The 15,161-nt window shown below is 65.3% G+C and carries 13 protein-coding genes; 9 read left to right on the top strand and 4 right to left on the bottom strand.

From position 1 onward, the window contains the following. Positions 1-41: 41 nt before the first annotated feature. The 3 genes from DGN21_RS07650 to DGN21_RS07640 all read right to left on the bottom strand — a co-directional run bounded on the left by DGN21_RS07650 (position 42) and on the right by DGN21_RS07640 (position 2,736). The gene (locus tag DGN21_RS07650; protein WP_046342271.1) at positions 42-1,610 is read right to left on the bottom strand and encodes a SulP family inorganic anion transporter; all 1,569 of its coding nucleotides are present in this window, start codon (positions 1,608-1,610) and stop codon (positions 42-44) included. Positions 1,611-1,621: 11 nt separating this feature from the next. Further along, on the bottom strand, positions 1,622-2,302 hold the full coding sequence (locus DGN21_RS07645) for a carbonic anhydrase (protein ID WP_016902474.1): 681 nt from the start codon (positions 2,300-2,302) through the stop codon (positions 1,622-1,624). Positions 2,303-2,415: 113 nt separating this feature from the next. Further along, positions 2,416-2,736 (bottom strand): hypothetical protein, encoded by a 321-nt coding sequence (locus DGN21_RS07640; protein WP_016902475.1) that lies wholly within the window; start codon positions 2,734-2,736, stop codon positions 2,416-2,418. Between the two features lie 337 nt (positions 2,737-3,073). Between DGN21_RS07640 and DGN21_RS07635 the strand changes: the two genes are divergently transcribed. The 9 genes from DGN21_RS07635 (at position 3,074) to rnt (ending at position 11,763) form a co-directional block, all read left to right on the top strand. After that, the gene (locus tag DGN21_RS07635) at positions 3,074-4,324 is read left to right on the top strand and encodes an OprO/OprP family phosphate-selective porin (RefSeq protein ID WP_024940436.1); all 1,251 of its coding nucleotides are present in this window, start codon (positions 3,074-3,076) and stop codon (positions 4,322-4,324) included. Between the two features lie 197 nt (positions 4,325-4,521). Then, positions 4,522-5,541: a phosphate ABC transporter substrate-binding protein PstS gene (gene pstS, locus DGN21_RS07630; RefSeq protein WP_215825172.1), complete on the top strand. Its 1,020-nt coding sequence runs from the start codon at positions 4,522-4,524 to the stop codon at positions 5,539-5,541. Between the two features lie 187 nt (positions 5,542-5,728). Continuing rightward, positions 5,729-6,820 carry a phosphate ABC transporter substrate-binding protein PstS gene (gene pstS / locus DGN21_RS07625; RefSeq protein WP_016902478.1) on the top strand — a complete coding sequence of 364 codons (1,092 nt, stop codon included), beginning with the start codon at positions 5,729-5,731 and terminating at the stop codon, positions 6,818-6,820. Between the two features lie 112 nt (positions 6,821-6,932). Beyond that, positions 6,933-7,907: a phosphate ABC transporter permease subunit PstC gene (pstC, locus tag DGN21_RS07620; RefSeq protein WP_006450306.1), complete on the top strand. Its 975-nt coding sequence runs from the start codon at positions 6,933-6,935 to the stop codon at positions 7,905-7,907. After that, the gene (pstA, locus tag DGN21_RS07615; protein WP_184551633.1) at positions 7,907-8,770 is read left to right on the top strand and encodes a phosphate ABC transporter permease PstA; all 864 of its coding nucleotides are present in this window, start codon (positions 7,907-7,909) and stop codon (positions 8,768-8,770) included. Before pstC ends, pstA begins: the two co-directional genes overlap by 1 nt. Positions 8,771-8,792: 22 nt before the next feature. Beyond that, positions 8,793-9,623 (top strand): phosphate ABC transporter ATP-binding protein PstB, encoded by an 831-nt coding sequence (gene pstB, locus DGN21_RS07610; RefSeq protein ID WP_016902480.1) that lies wholly within the window; start codon positions 8,793-8,795, stop codon positions 9,621-9,623. Positions 9,624-9,751: 128 nt separating this feature from the next. Further along, positions 9,752-10,462 carry a phosphate signaling complex protein PhoU gene (phoU, locus tag DGN21_RS07605; RefSeq protein ID WP_005994733.1) on the top strand — a complete coding sequence of 237 codons (711 nt, stop codon included), beginning with the start codon at positions 9,752-9,754 and terminating at the stop codon, positions 10,460-10,462. A 123-nt stretch (positions 10,463-10,585) separates the two neighbouring features. Further along, positions 10,586-10,984, top strand: coding sequence for an RcnB family protein (locus tag DGN21_RS07600; RefSeq protein WP_184551632.1), 399 nt, complete (start codon positions 10,586-10,588; stop codon positions 10,982-10,984). 137 nt (positions 10,985-11,121) lie between these two features. Then, positions 11,122-11,763 (top strand): ribonuclease T, encoded by a 642-nt coding sequence (gene rnt, locus DGN21_RS07595; RefSeq protein ID WP_184551631.1) that lies wholly within the window; start codon positions 11,122-11,124, stop codon positions 11,761-11,763. A 157-nt stretch (positions 11,764-11,920) separates the two neighbouring features. Here the strand turns inward: rnt and DGN21_RS07590 are convergent, their stop codons facing one another. Then, positions 11,921-14,953 (bottom strand): ligand-binding sensor domain-containing diguanylate cyclase, encoded by a 3,033-nt coding sequence (locus DGN21_RS07590; protein WP_184551630.1) that lies wholly within the window; start codon positions 14,951-14,953, stop codon positions 11,921-11,923. Between the last annotated feature and the right edge of the window lie 208 nt (positions 14,954-15,161).

Below are 15,161 nucleotides of genomic sequence, written 5' to 3'. Positions count from 1 at the left end.
TAGATGTCACCCGGCGCGAGCGCCGGGCGTCTGCAGCAGGTCTACGCCGCCTTGGCTTGCTCCACGCGCTGTTCGACCAGCGCGCTTTCCACCGTCGGCTGGCCTTCCACGCGTCGATCCAGCTCGTTCCAGTCCACCACCAGCTCGCAGCCGCGCGAGGCCGCGTTCCGGCTCCAGTCGCGCAGCAACTCGATGCAGGCGTGGTCGACGTGATGCAGCTTGGCCACGTCCAGGTGCAGTGCGGTGTTCGGCGGCACGCTTTCCAGCGTACGCGCCATCGCCGGCACCTTCAGGAACGTCGCCGAACCCTGCAGGGTCAGATGCATCTCGTCCTTCTTGTGCTCGTGCTCACGCACGTCCACCTTCAGGCGCGAAGAATGCAGGGCCAGACGGAACAACGACAGGCCGAAGCCGATCAGCACGCCGGTCAGCAGGTCGGTCGCCACGATCGCGAAGGTGGTCGCCAGGTAGATCGCCGCGGTGCCACGACCATAGGTCGCCAGCTCCTTGACCTGCCCGATCTTGATCATCTTCACGCCCGTGTAGACCAGGATGCCGGCCAGACACGCCACCGGCGTCATCCGCAACAGCCACGGCAGCAGCATCGCGAACACCAGCAACCAGCCGCCATGCAGCACCGTGGACATGCGCGTGGCCGCACCTGCCTGCACATTGGCTGCGCTACGCACGATCACGCCGGTCATCGGCAATGCGCCCAGGAAGCCGCACAGCATATTGCCCACACCCTGCGCCGCCAGCTCGCGGTCGTACTGCGTACGCGCACCCTGATGCATGCGATCCACCGCCGCCGCCGACAGCAAGGTCTCTGCGCTGGCGATGAAGGCAAAGGTCACCGCCGACACCAGCAAGGTCGCATTGAACACGCCGAAGATGTCCGCGACGCTGGGGATGCTGATCGCCGAGAACAGATTGGTCGGCACGTCGACCTTGTTGACGTTCAGGCCCTGCAACTGCACCGTCGCCGTGACCACCACCACCGCGATCAACGCACCCGGCAAAAAGCGTAGACGCTGCGGACGCAGCTTGTCCCAGGCCAGGATAATGCCGATGGTGGCCAGGCCCACGAACAACGCGGTACGGCCGGTCCCTTCGGTGATCGCCTGCCACACCACGGCCGGCAAAGCAGCGAAGTTTTCCAGACCGCGCGCCTTGGGAGCGGCGTCCATCAGCACATGTGCCTGCGAGGCCACGATCAGGATGCCGATACCCGACAACATGCCGGCCACCACGGCCGGCGACGTCATCCGGAACCACACGCCTGCGCGGCACAGGCCGGCAATCAACTGAATCGCACCGGCCAGCAGGATCACCGGACCGAGGGCGGCAACGCCATGCTCGCGAACCAGCTCGAACACCAACACAGCCAGGCCGGCGGCCGGTCCACTCACCTGCAGAGGAGAGCCCGCCAGGAAGCCGACGACCAGCCCACCGATGATGCCGGTGATCAGACCTGCGGCCGGCGGCATGCCGGAAGCAATCGCAATGCCCATACACAACGGGAGCGCGACGAGGAAGACCACGACAGACGACAACAAATCACGTCCGAACAGTCCCTGGCGGAAATATCCGCCGATACCTGATGTGTTCATGATGTGCTCCGTCAGGCGAGTTCAGCGCGCACGACTTGCTGCAGTCGCGGACGTGGGGTGGCTTCGGGGGTGTTGTCCGCCAACAACGGACGGAAGCCACCCTTCTCGGCATCGAAGGCGCGGATCTCGCCATGGGCGATGTCATAGATCCAGCCATGAATGCGCAAGGTGCCGGCCGCCAGACGCGCGGCGACCACCGGCTGCGTACGCAGATGGTCCAGCTGCGAGACCACGTTCTCTTCGGTCATGCAGCTCAGCGCTTCCTGGCTATGCGGATCGTGTCCGTGATGGGCAGTGACGTGACGCGCTGCATCGGTGTGCTTGAGCCAGGCCGCCACGGACGGCACGTCTTCCAGCGATTCCGGCTTGAGCACCGCCTTCATTGCGCCGCAGTCGGTATGACCGCAGATCACGATGTGCCGCACGCCCAGCACGGCGATGGCGTATTCGATCGCCGCAACCACGCCGCTGACGTGCTGGGAGTAAGGCGGCACCACATTGCCGATATTGCGATAGACGAACAGTTCGCCCGGCTGTGCGGAGAAGATCAGCTCCGGCATGACACGCGAATCGGCGCAGGTGATGAACAACGTATGCGGACTCTGGCCACCGGCCAGTTCCTGAAAGCGCGCACTCTGGCGCGGATACACTTCCTTACGGAAATGACGAAAACCTTCTAGCAAACTTTCCATGGGAGATACCTCTAGGCAACGGATGGCTCTCCGCGGCGCAAACCGCGAAGTGCAAAGACGAACAAGTCAAAGGAATCCGGTGCGCTGCACCGGTTGACGCGACTAACGGAGGATCAGGCGCGCACTGCGTTGGGAGGACGCAGTTGCGGGATCAGGTCGCGTTTTTGAGTTGCCGGCGCGTAATGCGCGTACCAAGAGGGGAAATAACGTGCGACCACCGGCCATGCCTGGGAGAGCAAGGGGATATCGTCTGCAGAATGGGTATCGACCTGGGTCTGTGCGTCCCCGTCGCCCTGCAGATCATCGGCTGCATCACGTTCTTCGCCAGCGTCCGCCATTACCGCCACGCCGTCGCCCACAAGCGCATCGTGGATGCGGCTGTGCGCATCGGCCGCCGACCACGCAGTAAGCGCGAGCAGGCAGACCAACAGCAACTGGAGGAATCGAGGAAACATGGCCTCGAAACTAACAATTTAGAACGCGCCTGTGCAAGTGGTGCGACGCACAAAGCGCTTGATACGCCGCAGTTCCACTTACGTTGGTTCAGGTCGCAATAAGCTTGAGCTCGCTGAAACGGTGAACCATGCCACTGTCACATCTGTCATACGACGCGGCCTGTTCAGACTCATGACACACACTGACAAAAAACAAACACGCGTAAATCTTTGTCTTTGTTGACAAAAATCAGATTGCAACACGATCTGAAGTTGTCACATTAACGCAACTTTCACGCCATAGCCTGCGCTCACTTTCTCAGGTCGCAAGGCACATATGAAACTTTCTCCCACCCTGCTTGGCTCCGCCCTGCTGCTGGCGCTGGCCGCACCCGCCGCGCACGCCGAAATCGCCATCGACGTGATCGGCGGCTCGGAGATGTCGCTCGAAGGCCTGGTCCAGGCCGACGGCAACTGGTTCCACAACGACGTGCAGGACCTCAATGGCCCGATCGGTGCCAATGGCGACAATTCCGAATTCAGCATCCGCCGTGCCGAGCTGGTGCTCAAGGGCAAGGGCCCGGGCAATTTCGAATGGGTGGCCGGTTACGACCCCAGCGTGCTGAAGGAAGTCACCATCCGCGGCACCACCATCCGCAGCACCGGGCGTTTCCTCGACAACAACATCAAGTACAAGTTCGCTGGCAACGCCAACAACTACCTGCAGGTCGGCCAGTTCAAGCAGCCCAACAGCCTGGAAGAGCTGTCCAGCACCAAGAACAACGACTTCGTCTCCAAGGCCGCAGTGACCAACACCTACGGCATCTCGCGCCGGCTGGGCGTGGCCTACGGCATGGGCGACAACGACTGGAGCATCACCGCCAGTGCGTTCGGCCGCGAACTGACTCGCAACCAGGCACACGGCAGCGGCTACGGCGCGCGCGGCACCTGGGCGCCGATCAACGAGAGCGGCAACGTGCTGCACTTCGGTCTGAGCTACCTGGGTTATGACACCGACGACGACACCCTGCGCCTGCGCGCACGCCCGGACGCCGACCTGACCACGGTGCGCCTGATCGACAGCGGCGCCATCACCAACGTGGACCGCGTGGGTGTGGCCGGCGCCGAGGCAATGTGGATCACCGGCCCGTTCAAGCTGCAGAGCGAGTTCTTCCAGGAAAACGCCAAGCGCATCGGCAACAACGCCAACGATTACAAGAGTGACGGCTGGTACGTCAGCGGCGTCTGGAACATCACCGGCGAGACCTGGGGCTACAAGGCCGGCGTGCCGACCACCCCGCTGCCGAACGCGCCGGCCTCGGGGATGTGGCAGTTGGCGGTGCGCTACGACACCCTGGACCTCAACGACGGCCACCTGGTCTCCAACGGCACAACCCCGTTCGTGGACGGCGTGCTGGGCGGCAAGATGGATGTGTGGACGATCGGTGCCAACTGGTACTGGCGCTCCAACTTCAAGTTCGCACTCGACTACGCGAAGGTGGAAAGCACCCGTTACAACAGCGCCACGCGTGGCCTGGTCGACGACAACCCGTCGATCATCGAGGCACGTGCGCAGTTCTATTGGTAAGTGCGCGCTGGATCGGCTGCCGTGCTGCGCTCCCGTGAGCGTGCCACGGCGGCAATCACCCTGATCCCACCCGGCAACGCGCCCCGCCGCAACGCCGTCATCTGCATGTCATCTCCCGGACATCGCGCAGTCATGCCCCTGCCCTGCAATGGCACGACCGCGGGACGTCCTCATCCCTTCGCTACAGGAGCTGTTCCGTGATCCACTCTCTGAAGACCCGTCTGGCCGTCGGCGTGCTCACCGCCTCGCTGGCCTTGTGCGCCCAGGCCGCCGATGTCACCGGCGCCGGTGCGTCGTTCATCTACCCGGTGATGTCCAAGTGGTCGGCCGACTACAACGCGGCCACCAAGAAGCAGGTCAACTACCAATCGATCGGTTCGGGCGGCGGCATCGCCCAGATCAAGGCAGCCAGCGTGGATTTCGGCTCGTCCGATGCGCCGCTCAAGCCGGAAGAACTGGCCGCGGCCGGCCTGGCGCAATTTCCGTCGGTGATCGGCGGTGTGGTGCCGGTGGTCAACGTGCCCGGCGTGGTGGCAGGCGCGCTGAAGCTGGACGGCAAGACCCTGGGCGACATCTTCCTGGGCAAGGTCAGCACCTGGAACGACCCGGCGATCGCCGCGCTCAACCCGGGCGTCAAGCTGCCCGACGGCAAGATCACCGTGGTGCATCGCTCCGACGGTTCGGGCACCAGCTTCAACTTCACCAACTACCTGTCCAAGGTCAACCCGGACTGGAAGGGCAAGGTCGGCGAAGGCACCGCGGTGCAATGGCCGACCGGCATCGGCGGCAAGGGCAACGAGGGCGTGGCCGCGTACGTGAAGCAGATCAAGGGCGGCATCGGCTACGTCGAGCTGTCGTATGCGCTGCAGAACAAGATGGCCTACACCGCGATGAAGAACGCCGCCGGCAAGTTCGTGCAGCCGTCCGACGAGACCTTTGCCGCCGCCGCCAACAGCGCCGACTGGGGCAACAGCAAGGACTTCTACCTGGTGATGACCAACGCCTCCGGCGACAACGCCTGGCCGATCACCGCCACCAACTTCATCCTGGTGCAGAGGAAGCCCAAGAACGCGACCGGCCTCAAGAACACGCTGGAGTTCTTCCGCTGGGTCTACAGCAAGGGTGATGCGCAGGCCAAGCAGCTGGACTACGTGCCGCTGCCGGACAGCCTGGTGACCCAGATCGAAGGCTACTGGGCCAAGAACCTGCCCAAGTAACGCCAGCCACAGCGACAGGAACGACGCCGTCTCTCTCCCCGGCGTCGGCACCGGGACGCGGCCCCCACGGGGTCGCGTCTTTTTTGTGATGCCTTCTCCAAAAGGCACTGTCATGCACGTGTAACAAAAACATCATTTCATAGCGTGGTCTGCCGGGTCCCCCGGCCAACCCAGCCTCGGAGCTTCCATGAAACTGCAGTCGGCCAGCCTGACCGCCCTGTCCCTCACCATCGCCCTCGCCCTGGCCGCTTGCTCGCCCGGCAAGGATGCGCAGTCCGGCGACACCGCCAAGGGTGCCACCGCCGCAGGTGCCACCGCTGGCGACAGCAAGAGCGCCGAGATCTCCGGCGCCGGTGCGTCCTTCATCTATCCGCTGGTCTCCAAGTGGTCGGCCGACTACAACGCCGCCACCGGCAACAAGGTGAACTACCAGTCGATCGGCTCCGGCGGCGGTATCGCGCAGATCAAGGCCGGCACGGTGGACTTCGGTTCGACCGACAAGCCGCTGGACAGCGCCGAACTGCAGCAGGCCGGCCTGGGCCAGTTCCCGTCGGCGATCGGCGGCGTGGTGCCGGTGGTGAACCTGGAAGGCATCGCACCGGGCAAGCTGCGCCTGACCGGCGCGCTGCTGGGCGACATCTTCCTGGGCAAGGTCACGATGTGGAACGACGCGGCGATCGTCGCGGCCAATCCGGGCGTGACCCTGCCGGCGACCAAGATCAACCTGGTGCATCGCTCCGACGGTTCGGGCACCACCTTCAACTTCTCCAACTACCTGTCCAAGGTCAGCCCGGAGTGGAAGAGCAAGGTCGGCGAAGGCACCTCGGTGCAGTGGCCAGGTGGCGTCGGCGGCAAGGGCAATGAAGGCGTGGCCTCGTACGTGCAGCAGATCAAGGGTTCGATCGGTTATGTCGAACTGGCCTACGCCCTGCAGAACAAGATGCCCTACGCCTCGCTGCAGAATGCGGCCGGCCAGTGGGTGGAGCCGAATGCAGAAAGCTTCGCCGCCGCTGCCGCCAGCGCCGACTGGGCCAACGCCAAGGATTTCAACCTGGTGATCACCAACGCACCGGGCGAGAAGGCCTGGCCGATCACCGCGACCAACTTCATGCTGATGCACAAGCAGCCCAAGGATGCGGCGCGCAGCAAGGCGACGCTGGACTTCTTCAAGTGGGCGCTGGACAACGGCCAGGCCCAGGCCAGCGAACTGCATTACGTGCCGCTGCCGCCGGAACTGGTCAAGCAGATCCAGGCCTACTGGGCCAGCGAGTTCAAGTGATGCCCTGCACCCGCTGGCATGGCGGGTTGCGCTGCGGTGAGGTGCCTGCGGGCGCCTCGCCGTTCCTGCTGTCTCACGCTCCCGCCAGTGCGCGGGTGACGAGTCCAATCGAATGAATGCCACCGCCATTCCCGAAGCGATGACCGCCCCGCGCGGCCGCGACCTGCGCGATGCACGTGCCGATCGCCTGTTCAAGCTTGCGCTGGCCGCCACGGTCGTCTTCGTCCTGTTGGCGCTCGGCAGCGCCGCGCTGTCGATGCTGTGGGGCGGGCGCCATGCCTTGCAGATGCAGGGCCTGAGCTTTTTCTATTCCGCCGACTGGAATCCGGTGGAAAACAAATACGGCGCGCTGGCGCCGATCTACGGCACCCTGGTCACCGCATTGATTGCGATGGTGATTGCGGTGCCGGTGAGTTTCGGTATCGCGTTCTTCCTCACCGAGGTGGCGCCGCGCTGGCTGCGCGGCCCGGTCGGCACCGCCATCGAACTGCTGGCCGGCATCCCGTCGATCATCTACGGCATGTGGGGCCTGTTCGTGCTGGTGCCGGTGATGACCGAACACGTGACGCCCTGGCTCAACGATCACCTGGGCACGCTGCCGTTGATCGGCCCGTTGTTCCAGGGCCCGCCGTTGGGAATCGGGTTGCTGACCGCAGGCTTCGTGCTGGCGATCATGGTGATTCCGTTCATCTCCTCGGTGATGCGCGAGGTGTTCCTGACCGTGCCGACGCGCCTGAAGGAATCGGCGTACGCGCTGGGGTCGACCAAATGGGAAGTCAGCTGGGACATCGTGCTGCCCTACACCCGCTCTGCGGTGATCGGCGGCGTGTTCCTGGGCCTGGGCCGCGCACTGGGCGAAACCATGGCAGTGGCGTTCGTGGTCGGCAACACGGTGCGGCTGTCGCCGTCGCTGCTGGAGCCCGGCACCACCATCGCCGCACTGATCGCCAATGACTTCGGCGAGGCCACCGAAACCTATCGCTCGGCATTGCTGCTGCTGGGCTTTGTCTTGTTCATCGTGACCTTCATCGTGCTGGCGATTGCGCGCTTCATGCTGATGCAGCTGTCGCGTCGGGAGGGCAACTGATGTCCTCGGTCTCGCAATCGCTGTACAACCGCCGCCGCGTGACCAACGCGATCGCACTGTTGCTGTCCTGCGTCACCGCGGTGTTCGGCCTGTTCTTCCTGGCCTGGATCCTGTGGACCTTGCTGTCCAAGGGCGTGCCGGGCATCGACGTCAACCTGTTTACCAAGATGACACCGCCGCCGATGCAGGAAGGCGGCCTGCTCAATGCCTTCTTCGGCAGTGCGGTGATGTGCGGCCTGGCGCTGGCGATCGGCACGCCACTGGGCATTGCCGCCGGCACCTGGCTGGCCGAATACGGCAATGCACGCAAGGCCGGGTTGGTGGTGCGCTTCGTCAACGACATCTTGTTGTCGGCACCGTCGATCGTGCTGGGGTTGTTCGTCTACACGCTGTACGTGATGCAGACCGGCGGGCGCTTCTCCGCGTTTGCCGGCGCGCTATCGCTGGCCTTCATCGTGCTGCCGGTGGTGGTGCGCACCACCGACGAAATGCTGCGCCTGGTGCCGGCGCAGATGCGCGAAGCGGCGTTGTCGCTGGGCATCCCGCAATGGAAGGTCACCGTGCAGGTGCTGTATCGCGCCGCCTCGGCCGGCATCCTCACCGGCATCCTGCTGGCCCTGGCCCGCATCAGCGGCGAGACCGCGCCGTTGCTGTTCACCGCCTTCGGCAATCAGTACTGGAACAGCAACGTGTTCCAGCCGATGGCCAGCGTACCGGTGATCATGAATCAGTTTGCCGGCAGCCCCTATGAGACCTGGCAGACCCTGGCCTGGTCCGGCGCGCTGGTGCTGACCGTGTTCGTGCTGCTGGTGAGCCTGAGCGCGCGCGCCCTGCTATTGCGCAACAAGATTTCCAATGACTGACCTCTCCCTCCGGACACCCGACATGAACGATCTCCAAAACGCCATGCCGATGCATCGCATCGCCGTTCCGGCCGCCAAGGGAGCACCGGCCGCGCAGGCGCCGGTGAAAGTGGCCGCACGCAATCTGGACTTCTATTACGACAAGTACCACGCGCTCAAGGGCATCAACATCGAGATTCCGGAAAAGCGCGTCACCGCGCTGATCGGGCCGTCGGGTTGTGGCAAGTCGACCCTGCTGCGCATTTTCAACCGCATCTATGCGCTATATCCGAAGATGGAAGCGCGTGGCGAAGTGCTGCTGGACAACGAAAACATCCTGTCGCCGAAATACCCGATGAACCGGCTGCGCAGCAAGGTCGGCATGGTGTTCCAGAAGCCGGTGCCGTTTCCGATGACGATCTTCGAAAACGTCGCCTACGGCATCCGCCACCACGAAAAACTGTCCAAGGCCGACATGCAGAACCGGGTCGAGCAGGCGCTGCGCCAGGGCGCGCTGTGGGACGAGGTCAAGGACAAGCTGGGGCAAAGCGCGCTGGGCCTGTCCGGCGGCCAGCAGCAGCGGCTGTGCATCGCACGCGCGGTGGCGCTCCGCCCGGACGTGTTGCTGCTGGACGAACCGACCTCGGCGCTGGATCCGATTTCCACCAGCCGTATCGAGCAACTGGTGGAAGAGCTCAAACGCGAATACACCATCGTGATCGTGACCCACAACATGCAGCAGGCGGCGCGTGTCTCCGACTACACCGCCTTCATGTACCTGGGCGACCTGATCGAGCATGACCGCACCGAAACGATTTTCTCCCAGCCGTCCAAGCAGCAGACCGAGGACTACATCACCGGCCGTTTCGGTTGATGTAAGGCGGGCCATCGCGACGCCGCATTGACGCAGCTCCGCCGCACTGCCCGGCACGACATTTGCATCACCCGCGATGTCGCCAGGGTTACGGCGGACATCCACCACCGCCACGAATCGAGATCACGATGAACCAGCACCTCAACGACCATATCGTCAAAAGCTACGACGAGGAGCAGCACCGTCTTGTCGCCGAGATCGTGCGCATGGGCGACACGGCGGTGGCGCAGCTGGAAGCCGCACTGGATGTGGTGGAGCGTCGCGACGACAACGCCGCGCATCGCATCGTGGTCAACGACGAGGCGATCGATGCGCTGGAGCATGCGATCAGCCACGACGTGATGCGGCTGGCGTTGCGTGGGCCGATGGCGCGTGACCTGCGCGAGATCCTGGCAGGCCTGCGCATTCCGGCCGATATCGAACGCATCGGCGATTACGCGGCCAATGTCGCCAAGCGCTCGATCGCGCTTAATTCCGCACCGCCGCTGCCACAGACGGTGGGCCTGCGTGCGCTCGGCCAGATGGCCGCCGATGCCGTGCGCGAAGCGGTGCAGGCATACCGCAACAAGGATGCCGATGCGGCCATCCGCGTACGCGATGAAGATGCACGCCTGGATGCGCAATACACCGCGCTGTTCCGCGAACTGCTGACCTACATGATGGAAGACCCGCGCAACATCACTCCCTGCACGCACCTGCTGTTCATGGCCAAGAACCTGGAGCGCATCGGCGACCACGCCACCAACATCGCCGAGAACGTGTGGTTCCTGGTCCACGGCGAACAGCCGCTGCCGCCGCGCCTGAAGCGCGACGACACCAGCACCACCGGTGTCATCTGATCGTCAACGTGTGCCGGCGGCATCTGCCGGCACAGGTCGCAACGCCTTATTTCATTACGTATTCAGCTCCAAATGCCTACGGTGAACTCGCACAGGCTGTTCCTGTGACGCAGGAGTAGGCAGATGAAACGCATCATCGGATCCCTCATGGTTGTATCGCTGCTCACGTCCGGCGCAGCGTTCGCCACGCCGCAACAGCATGACGACCGCGACCGCAGCGCGCAGCACCACGACGCGCATGGCCCGGACCGCCGCGACGATCATCGCGACGACAGACACGATGACAAGCGTGACCACCGCCCCGGCGCGCACAACGACGACCACCGCAACGATCGTCGCGGCCCGCCGTACCGGCGTGGCGAACGTCTGGCACCGGACCATCGCGGCACACGGGTAACTGACTACCGCAAGCATCACTTGAACACGCCGCAGCGCGGGCACGAATGGCGCCGCGTGGACAACAACTACGTGCTGATTGCGGTGGCCACCGGGCTGATTGCAAGCGTGGTCGCCGCCCGCTGACGCCAGCGGAGTAGCACAGCTTCCGGGCCCGATCCGTGGCAACACGGGTCGGGCTTTTGTTTGCCGGATCGCCGCTCAGTACACGCGGGCAGGCCGCCAGCTGCCACGATCGGGCCGGCCGTACGACCTGCTAGGCTATGTCGATGAACGAACCGGTCGACCTGCAGCCTGCCCCCTCCTTCCTGCCCATGTCGCGGCGCTTCCGCGGCTATCTGCCCGTGGTGGTGGATGTGGAAACGGGAGGTTTCGACTGGAACAAGCACGCCCTGCTGGAAATTGCCTGCGTGCCGATCGAAATGGATGCCGACGGGCGGTTCTTCCCCGGCGACACCGCCAGTGCCCATCTGGTGCCCGCGCCAGGACTGGAGATCGACCCGAAGTCGCTGGAGATCACCGGCATCGTGCTCGACCACCCGTTCCGCTTCGCCAAGCAGGAAAAGGACGCGCTGGACCATGTGTTCGCGCCGGTGCGTGCGGCAGTGAAGAAATACGGCTGCCAGCGCGCGATCCTGGTCGGCCATAACGCACATTTCGACCTGAACTTCCTCAACGCCGCGGTTGCGCGCGTGGGCCACAAACGCAACCCGTTCCATCCGTTCAGCGTGTTCGACACCGTGACCCTGGCCGGCGTGGCGTACGGGCAGACCGTGCTGGCGCGCGCGGCACAAGCCGCAGGGCTGGAATGGAATGCCGCCGATGCGCATAGCGCGGTCTACGACACCGAGCAGACCGCGCGACTGTTCTGCACGATCGCCAATGCCTGGCCGGGGCCTGTTTGAGCGGGGATTGGGCATTGGGGATTGGGGATTCGCAAAGGCACGCTGCCTGACGCGTCCCTTCGCGCCGCACGCAATGGCACAGCCAGTCGGTGGGTTCTAAAGCAGACCAACACACTGCACTTGCCAATCCCCAATCCCGATTCCCCAATCCCAGCACCTAACCCACACAGATGCGATCGCGCCCCGCGCTCTTGGCCTGGTACAGCGCCTGATCGGCGCGCTGCATCAGCGATGAGCCGGTGTCGTCGTCGCGCAACTGGGCCACGCCGGCGCTGAAGGTCACCTGCAGGCCTTCCACGCCGCCCCAGCCGTGGCGCGCGTGGAACAGCGCGCGGATGCGCTGGCACAGCGCCTGTGCATCCTCCAGCGTCGTGTCGGCCAGCAGCAGGGCGAACTCTTCGCCGCCCAGGCGCGCCGGCAGGTCCGACGCGCGCGCGGCGGCGGTCAGCAGCACGCCGACTTCGTGCAGCACCGCATCGCCACTGGCGTGCGAATAGTGGTCGTTGATGCGCTTGAAATGATCGATATCCAGAATCGCCAGCACCAACGGCCGCCCGCTGCGGCGTGCGCGGCTGATGTCGCGCGCCAGCGCCTCGTCGAAATGCCTGCGGTTGGGCAGCCCGGTCAGGGCATCCTCGTGCGCCTGGCGCTCGAACACATCCGACTTGATGCGCAGCCGTGTCAGCAGCTCGCTCTTTTCCTGGTTGGCCTGCAGCAAACGCTGCGCCTGCAGTTGCAGATCTTCGGTGCGTTTGCGCACCAGTTCGGCCAGGCGTGCGTTATGGCTCTTGTAGCGGCGTAGCAGGAACCGATACACCAGCGCCAGCAATAAAATCGCACCCAGCACCGCGGCCAGGCGCACGTCCTGGCGCTGCCACCACAGCGGCAGCACCTCGAACGCCCACACCGCCTCGTGCGGACTCCAGGCACCGCCCGGGTGACGGGCCGCCACATGCAGACGGTAGCGCCCCGGCGGCAGGCCGATGAATTCCACGCTGCGTTGCCGGCCACGCTCGGTCCAGTCGCTGTCCAGGCCTTCCAGGCGCGTGCGGTACTCGATCCGCTCCGGCAGCAGAAAGCTCATGCCGACGTAGGACACGTTCAGGCGATGCCCGCCCGGCAGGCGCGCCTGCTGCCGCCATGTCAGCGGACGTGCGTCCTGCTGCACGCTTTCGATCACCGCCGGCGGCGCGCGCCGCTCGCGAAAGCGCTGCAGGCGCGCCGGGTCGACCGTGCTCACGCCGCCGGCGGTGACCACCCAGATCGAGCCGTCGGCACGCGCGATCATGCTCGGCCCGGAGCTGCCGTTGGCCTGCGCGTTGCCCATGCCGTCGATCTCGCCATAGCGTTCGATGACCAGCCGGGCGCGTCCATCGGCAACCGCGTTGAGCTGCGTGAGTTGCGTGCGCAGCACGCCGCGATTGCTGCTGATCCAGGCGTTGCCGAGACGGTCGCCGACCAGCTGGAACACCGTATCGACCGGCATGCCCTGCTCCAGCCCCACGCGTGCGAGCCTGCCGTTGCGCACCCGGTACAGGCCGCGATCGGTCGAGATCCAGACAGCGTCACCGATGCGCTGAAAACCGAACACGCTCCGCGCGCCGCCCAGCGCTTCCAGATTCAATTGCTGCAATTTTCCCTCGCGCAGTACCGCCGCGCCGTCGACCGAGCCGATCCACAGCGCACCATCGATGCTGGCCAGCGCGGTCACCACCCCATCGGGCAGGCCGTCGACCGCCAGGGGCACCCGCTTGCCGTTCACCAGCTTCACCACGCCGCGCTGCGTGGCCAGCCACACCACGCCGGATTCGTCGATCACGATGGCGCGGATATGCCCGCTGGGAATGCCCTCGGCGTCGCCGTAATGCCGCAGCAGGCGTCCGTCGTGCAGCACGAAGACGCCATCGGCATACGTGCCCACCCACAGATCGCCGTGCCGATCCAGCGCCAGGCTGAGCACCGAGAGCTTGCGCCCGGATGGCGTGGCCACCGCCACCGGCACGATGCGCCCGTCCGGCAGCATGCGATCCAGGCCGGCGGTGCTGGCGATCCACAGGCTGCCGTCGCGGTCTTCCAGCACCGCGCGGGCGTAGTCGCCGCTCAGCCCATCGCGTTGGCTGTAACTGCTGAACAGGGTTTCGCGCAGCCGAAACAGCCCGCCGTTGGCGCCGACCCAGATGCTGCCTTCGGCATCCTCGCGCAGGCTGACGATGCGCCCGGTCGGCAGGCTGCGACCAGCCGGCAGATGCTCCACTCCATGACTGCCGATGCGCAGCAGCCCCTGATTTTCGCTGCCCAGCCACAGGTCGCCATGGTGGTCCTGCAGCATCGCGGTGAAATGGCCCTGCCCGGGCACCCGCCGTACCAGCTCGGCAGTCTCGCCCCGCAGCCGATACAGCTGCTCGCCGGCGACGACCCACAGCGTGCCGTCCGGCGCGCGGTATGGCCACGCCAGCCCGGGTGGCAGGCCGAACGCGGCCGGGGCGCGATGCATGCGTCCGTCCGGTTCGCGATAGATCAGGCCGTCCAGCGTGCCGATCAGCAGCCGGCCCTGGTCGTCGAATGCCATGCGCGGAAAGCTGCTCTGCAGCGGCACGCCATCGCGCGGCGGAAAATACTCGAAGCGCCCATCCGGCCACAGGCAGCCCAGCCCGTGGCCCTCGAACAGCAACCACATGCGACCGCGCGCATCCATGGTCATTGCATGGATCAGCGCCTGCGGCCACGGTCCCTGCCGCTGCCAGTGCCGCCACTGCCCGTCGCTGCCGTGACGCACCAGATTGCCGCGCGCATCGCTGAGCCACAGCGCCCCGTCGTGGTCGACGTACAAGGCGCCGACGCCGTTGTCGGGCAGGCCGGGACGCGTGCTGCGGTCGATGATGCCGAATTCCAGGCCGTTGTAACGCACCAGGCCTTCCCAGGTGGCGAACCACAGGTAGCCGTCGCGGGTCTGGGCGATATCGCGCAAGGAGTTGTGCGGCAGGCCGTTACGCGAGCTCCAGCTGTCGATCGCGTAGTCGCGCAATGGCGCCGTGCCGGCCGGTGCAGCCAGTGCCGCGAGTGAGCACAGCGCCAGCAGCATGCAGACAACGGCACCGAGCCAGCGCTGCGGCCGCTTGTCTCCCCGTGCCGACGCCTTGGCATCGCATCCGTTCTCGCCCGTCGACCAGGCCCCCGCCCCATCTCTCATCAGACATAACACGCCGTTCGCTGGCGATATGGTAGGCAAAAACGGGCACGCGCGCCGGTCAATCGTCGTACGCCTTGGTCAACGTCATGCGCGGCGGGCCACCTGCGCGCCCGGCACTGCAGCGGCAAGCGCACCAGCGCCATTGTTTGCGCAGATCGGCCACTGCGTGGGTGCGCGGATCGAAACCGCGCCGCACGCGCGATCTCGC

The sequence above is a fragment of the Xanthomonas sp. MLO165 genome (genome assembly GCF_018831305.1).
GTDB classification, from domain to species: domain Bacteria; phylum Pseudomonadota; class Gammaproteobacteria; order Xanthomonadales; family Xanthomonadaceae; genus Xanthomonas; species Xanthomonas arboricola.
Note: the sequence above shows the minus strand (reverse complement) of the source record. Positions and strands in the feature narration are given on the sequence as shown.

Coding starts and splice junctions, on each gene's coding strand:
- DGN21_RS07650 (WP_046342271.1), bottom strand. CDS start 1,610: ATGAACACATCAGGTATCGGCGGATATTTCCGCCAGGGACTGTTCGGA.
- DGN21_RS07645 (WP_016902474.1), bottom strand. CDS start 2,302: ATGGAAAGTTTGCTAGAAGGTTTTCGTCATTTCCGTAAGGAAGTGTAT.
- DGN21_RS07635 (WP_024940436.1), top strand. CDS start 3,074: ATGAAACTTTCTCCCACCCTGCTTGGCTCCGCCCTGCTGCTGGCGCTG.
- pstS (WP_016902478.1), top strand. CDS start 5,729: ATGAAACTGCAGTCGGCCAGCCTGACCGCCCTGTCCCTCACCATCGCC.
- pstC (WP_006450306.1), top strand. CDS start 6,933: ATGAATGCCACCGCCATTCCCGAAGCGATGACCGCCCCGCGCGGCCGC.
- pstA (WP_184551633.1), top strand. CDS start 7,907: ATGTCCTCGGTCTCGCAATCGCTGTACAACCGCCGCCGCGTGACCAAC.
- pstB (WP_016902480.1), top strand. CDS start 8,793: ATGAACGATCTCCAAAACGCCATGCCGATGCATCGCATCGCCGTTCCG.
- phoU (WP_005994733.1), top strand. CDS start 9,752: ATGAACCAGCACCTCAACGACCATATCGTCAAAAGCTACGACGAGGAG.
- DGN21_RS07600 (WP_184551632.1), top strand. CDS start 10,586: ATGAAACGCATCATCGGATCCCTCATGGTTGTATCGCTGCTCACGTCC.
- rnt (WP_184551631.1), top strand. CDS start 11,122: ATGTCGATGAACGAACCGGTCGACCTGCAGCCTGCCCCCTCCTTCCTG.
- DGN21_RS07590 (WP_184551630.1), bottom strand. CDS start 14,953: ATGAGAGATGGGGCGGGGGCCTGGTCGACGGGCGAGAACGGATGCGAT.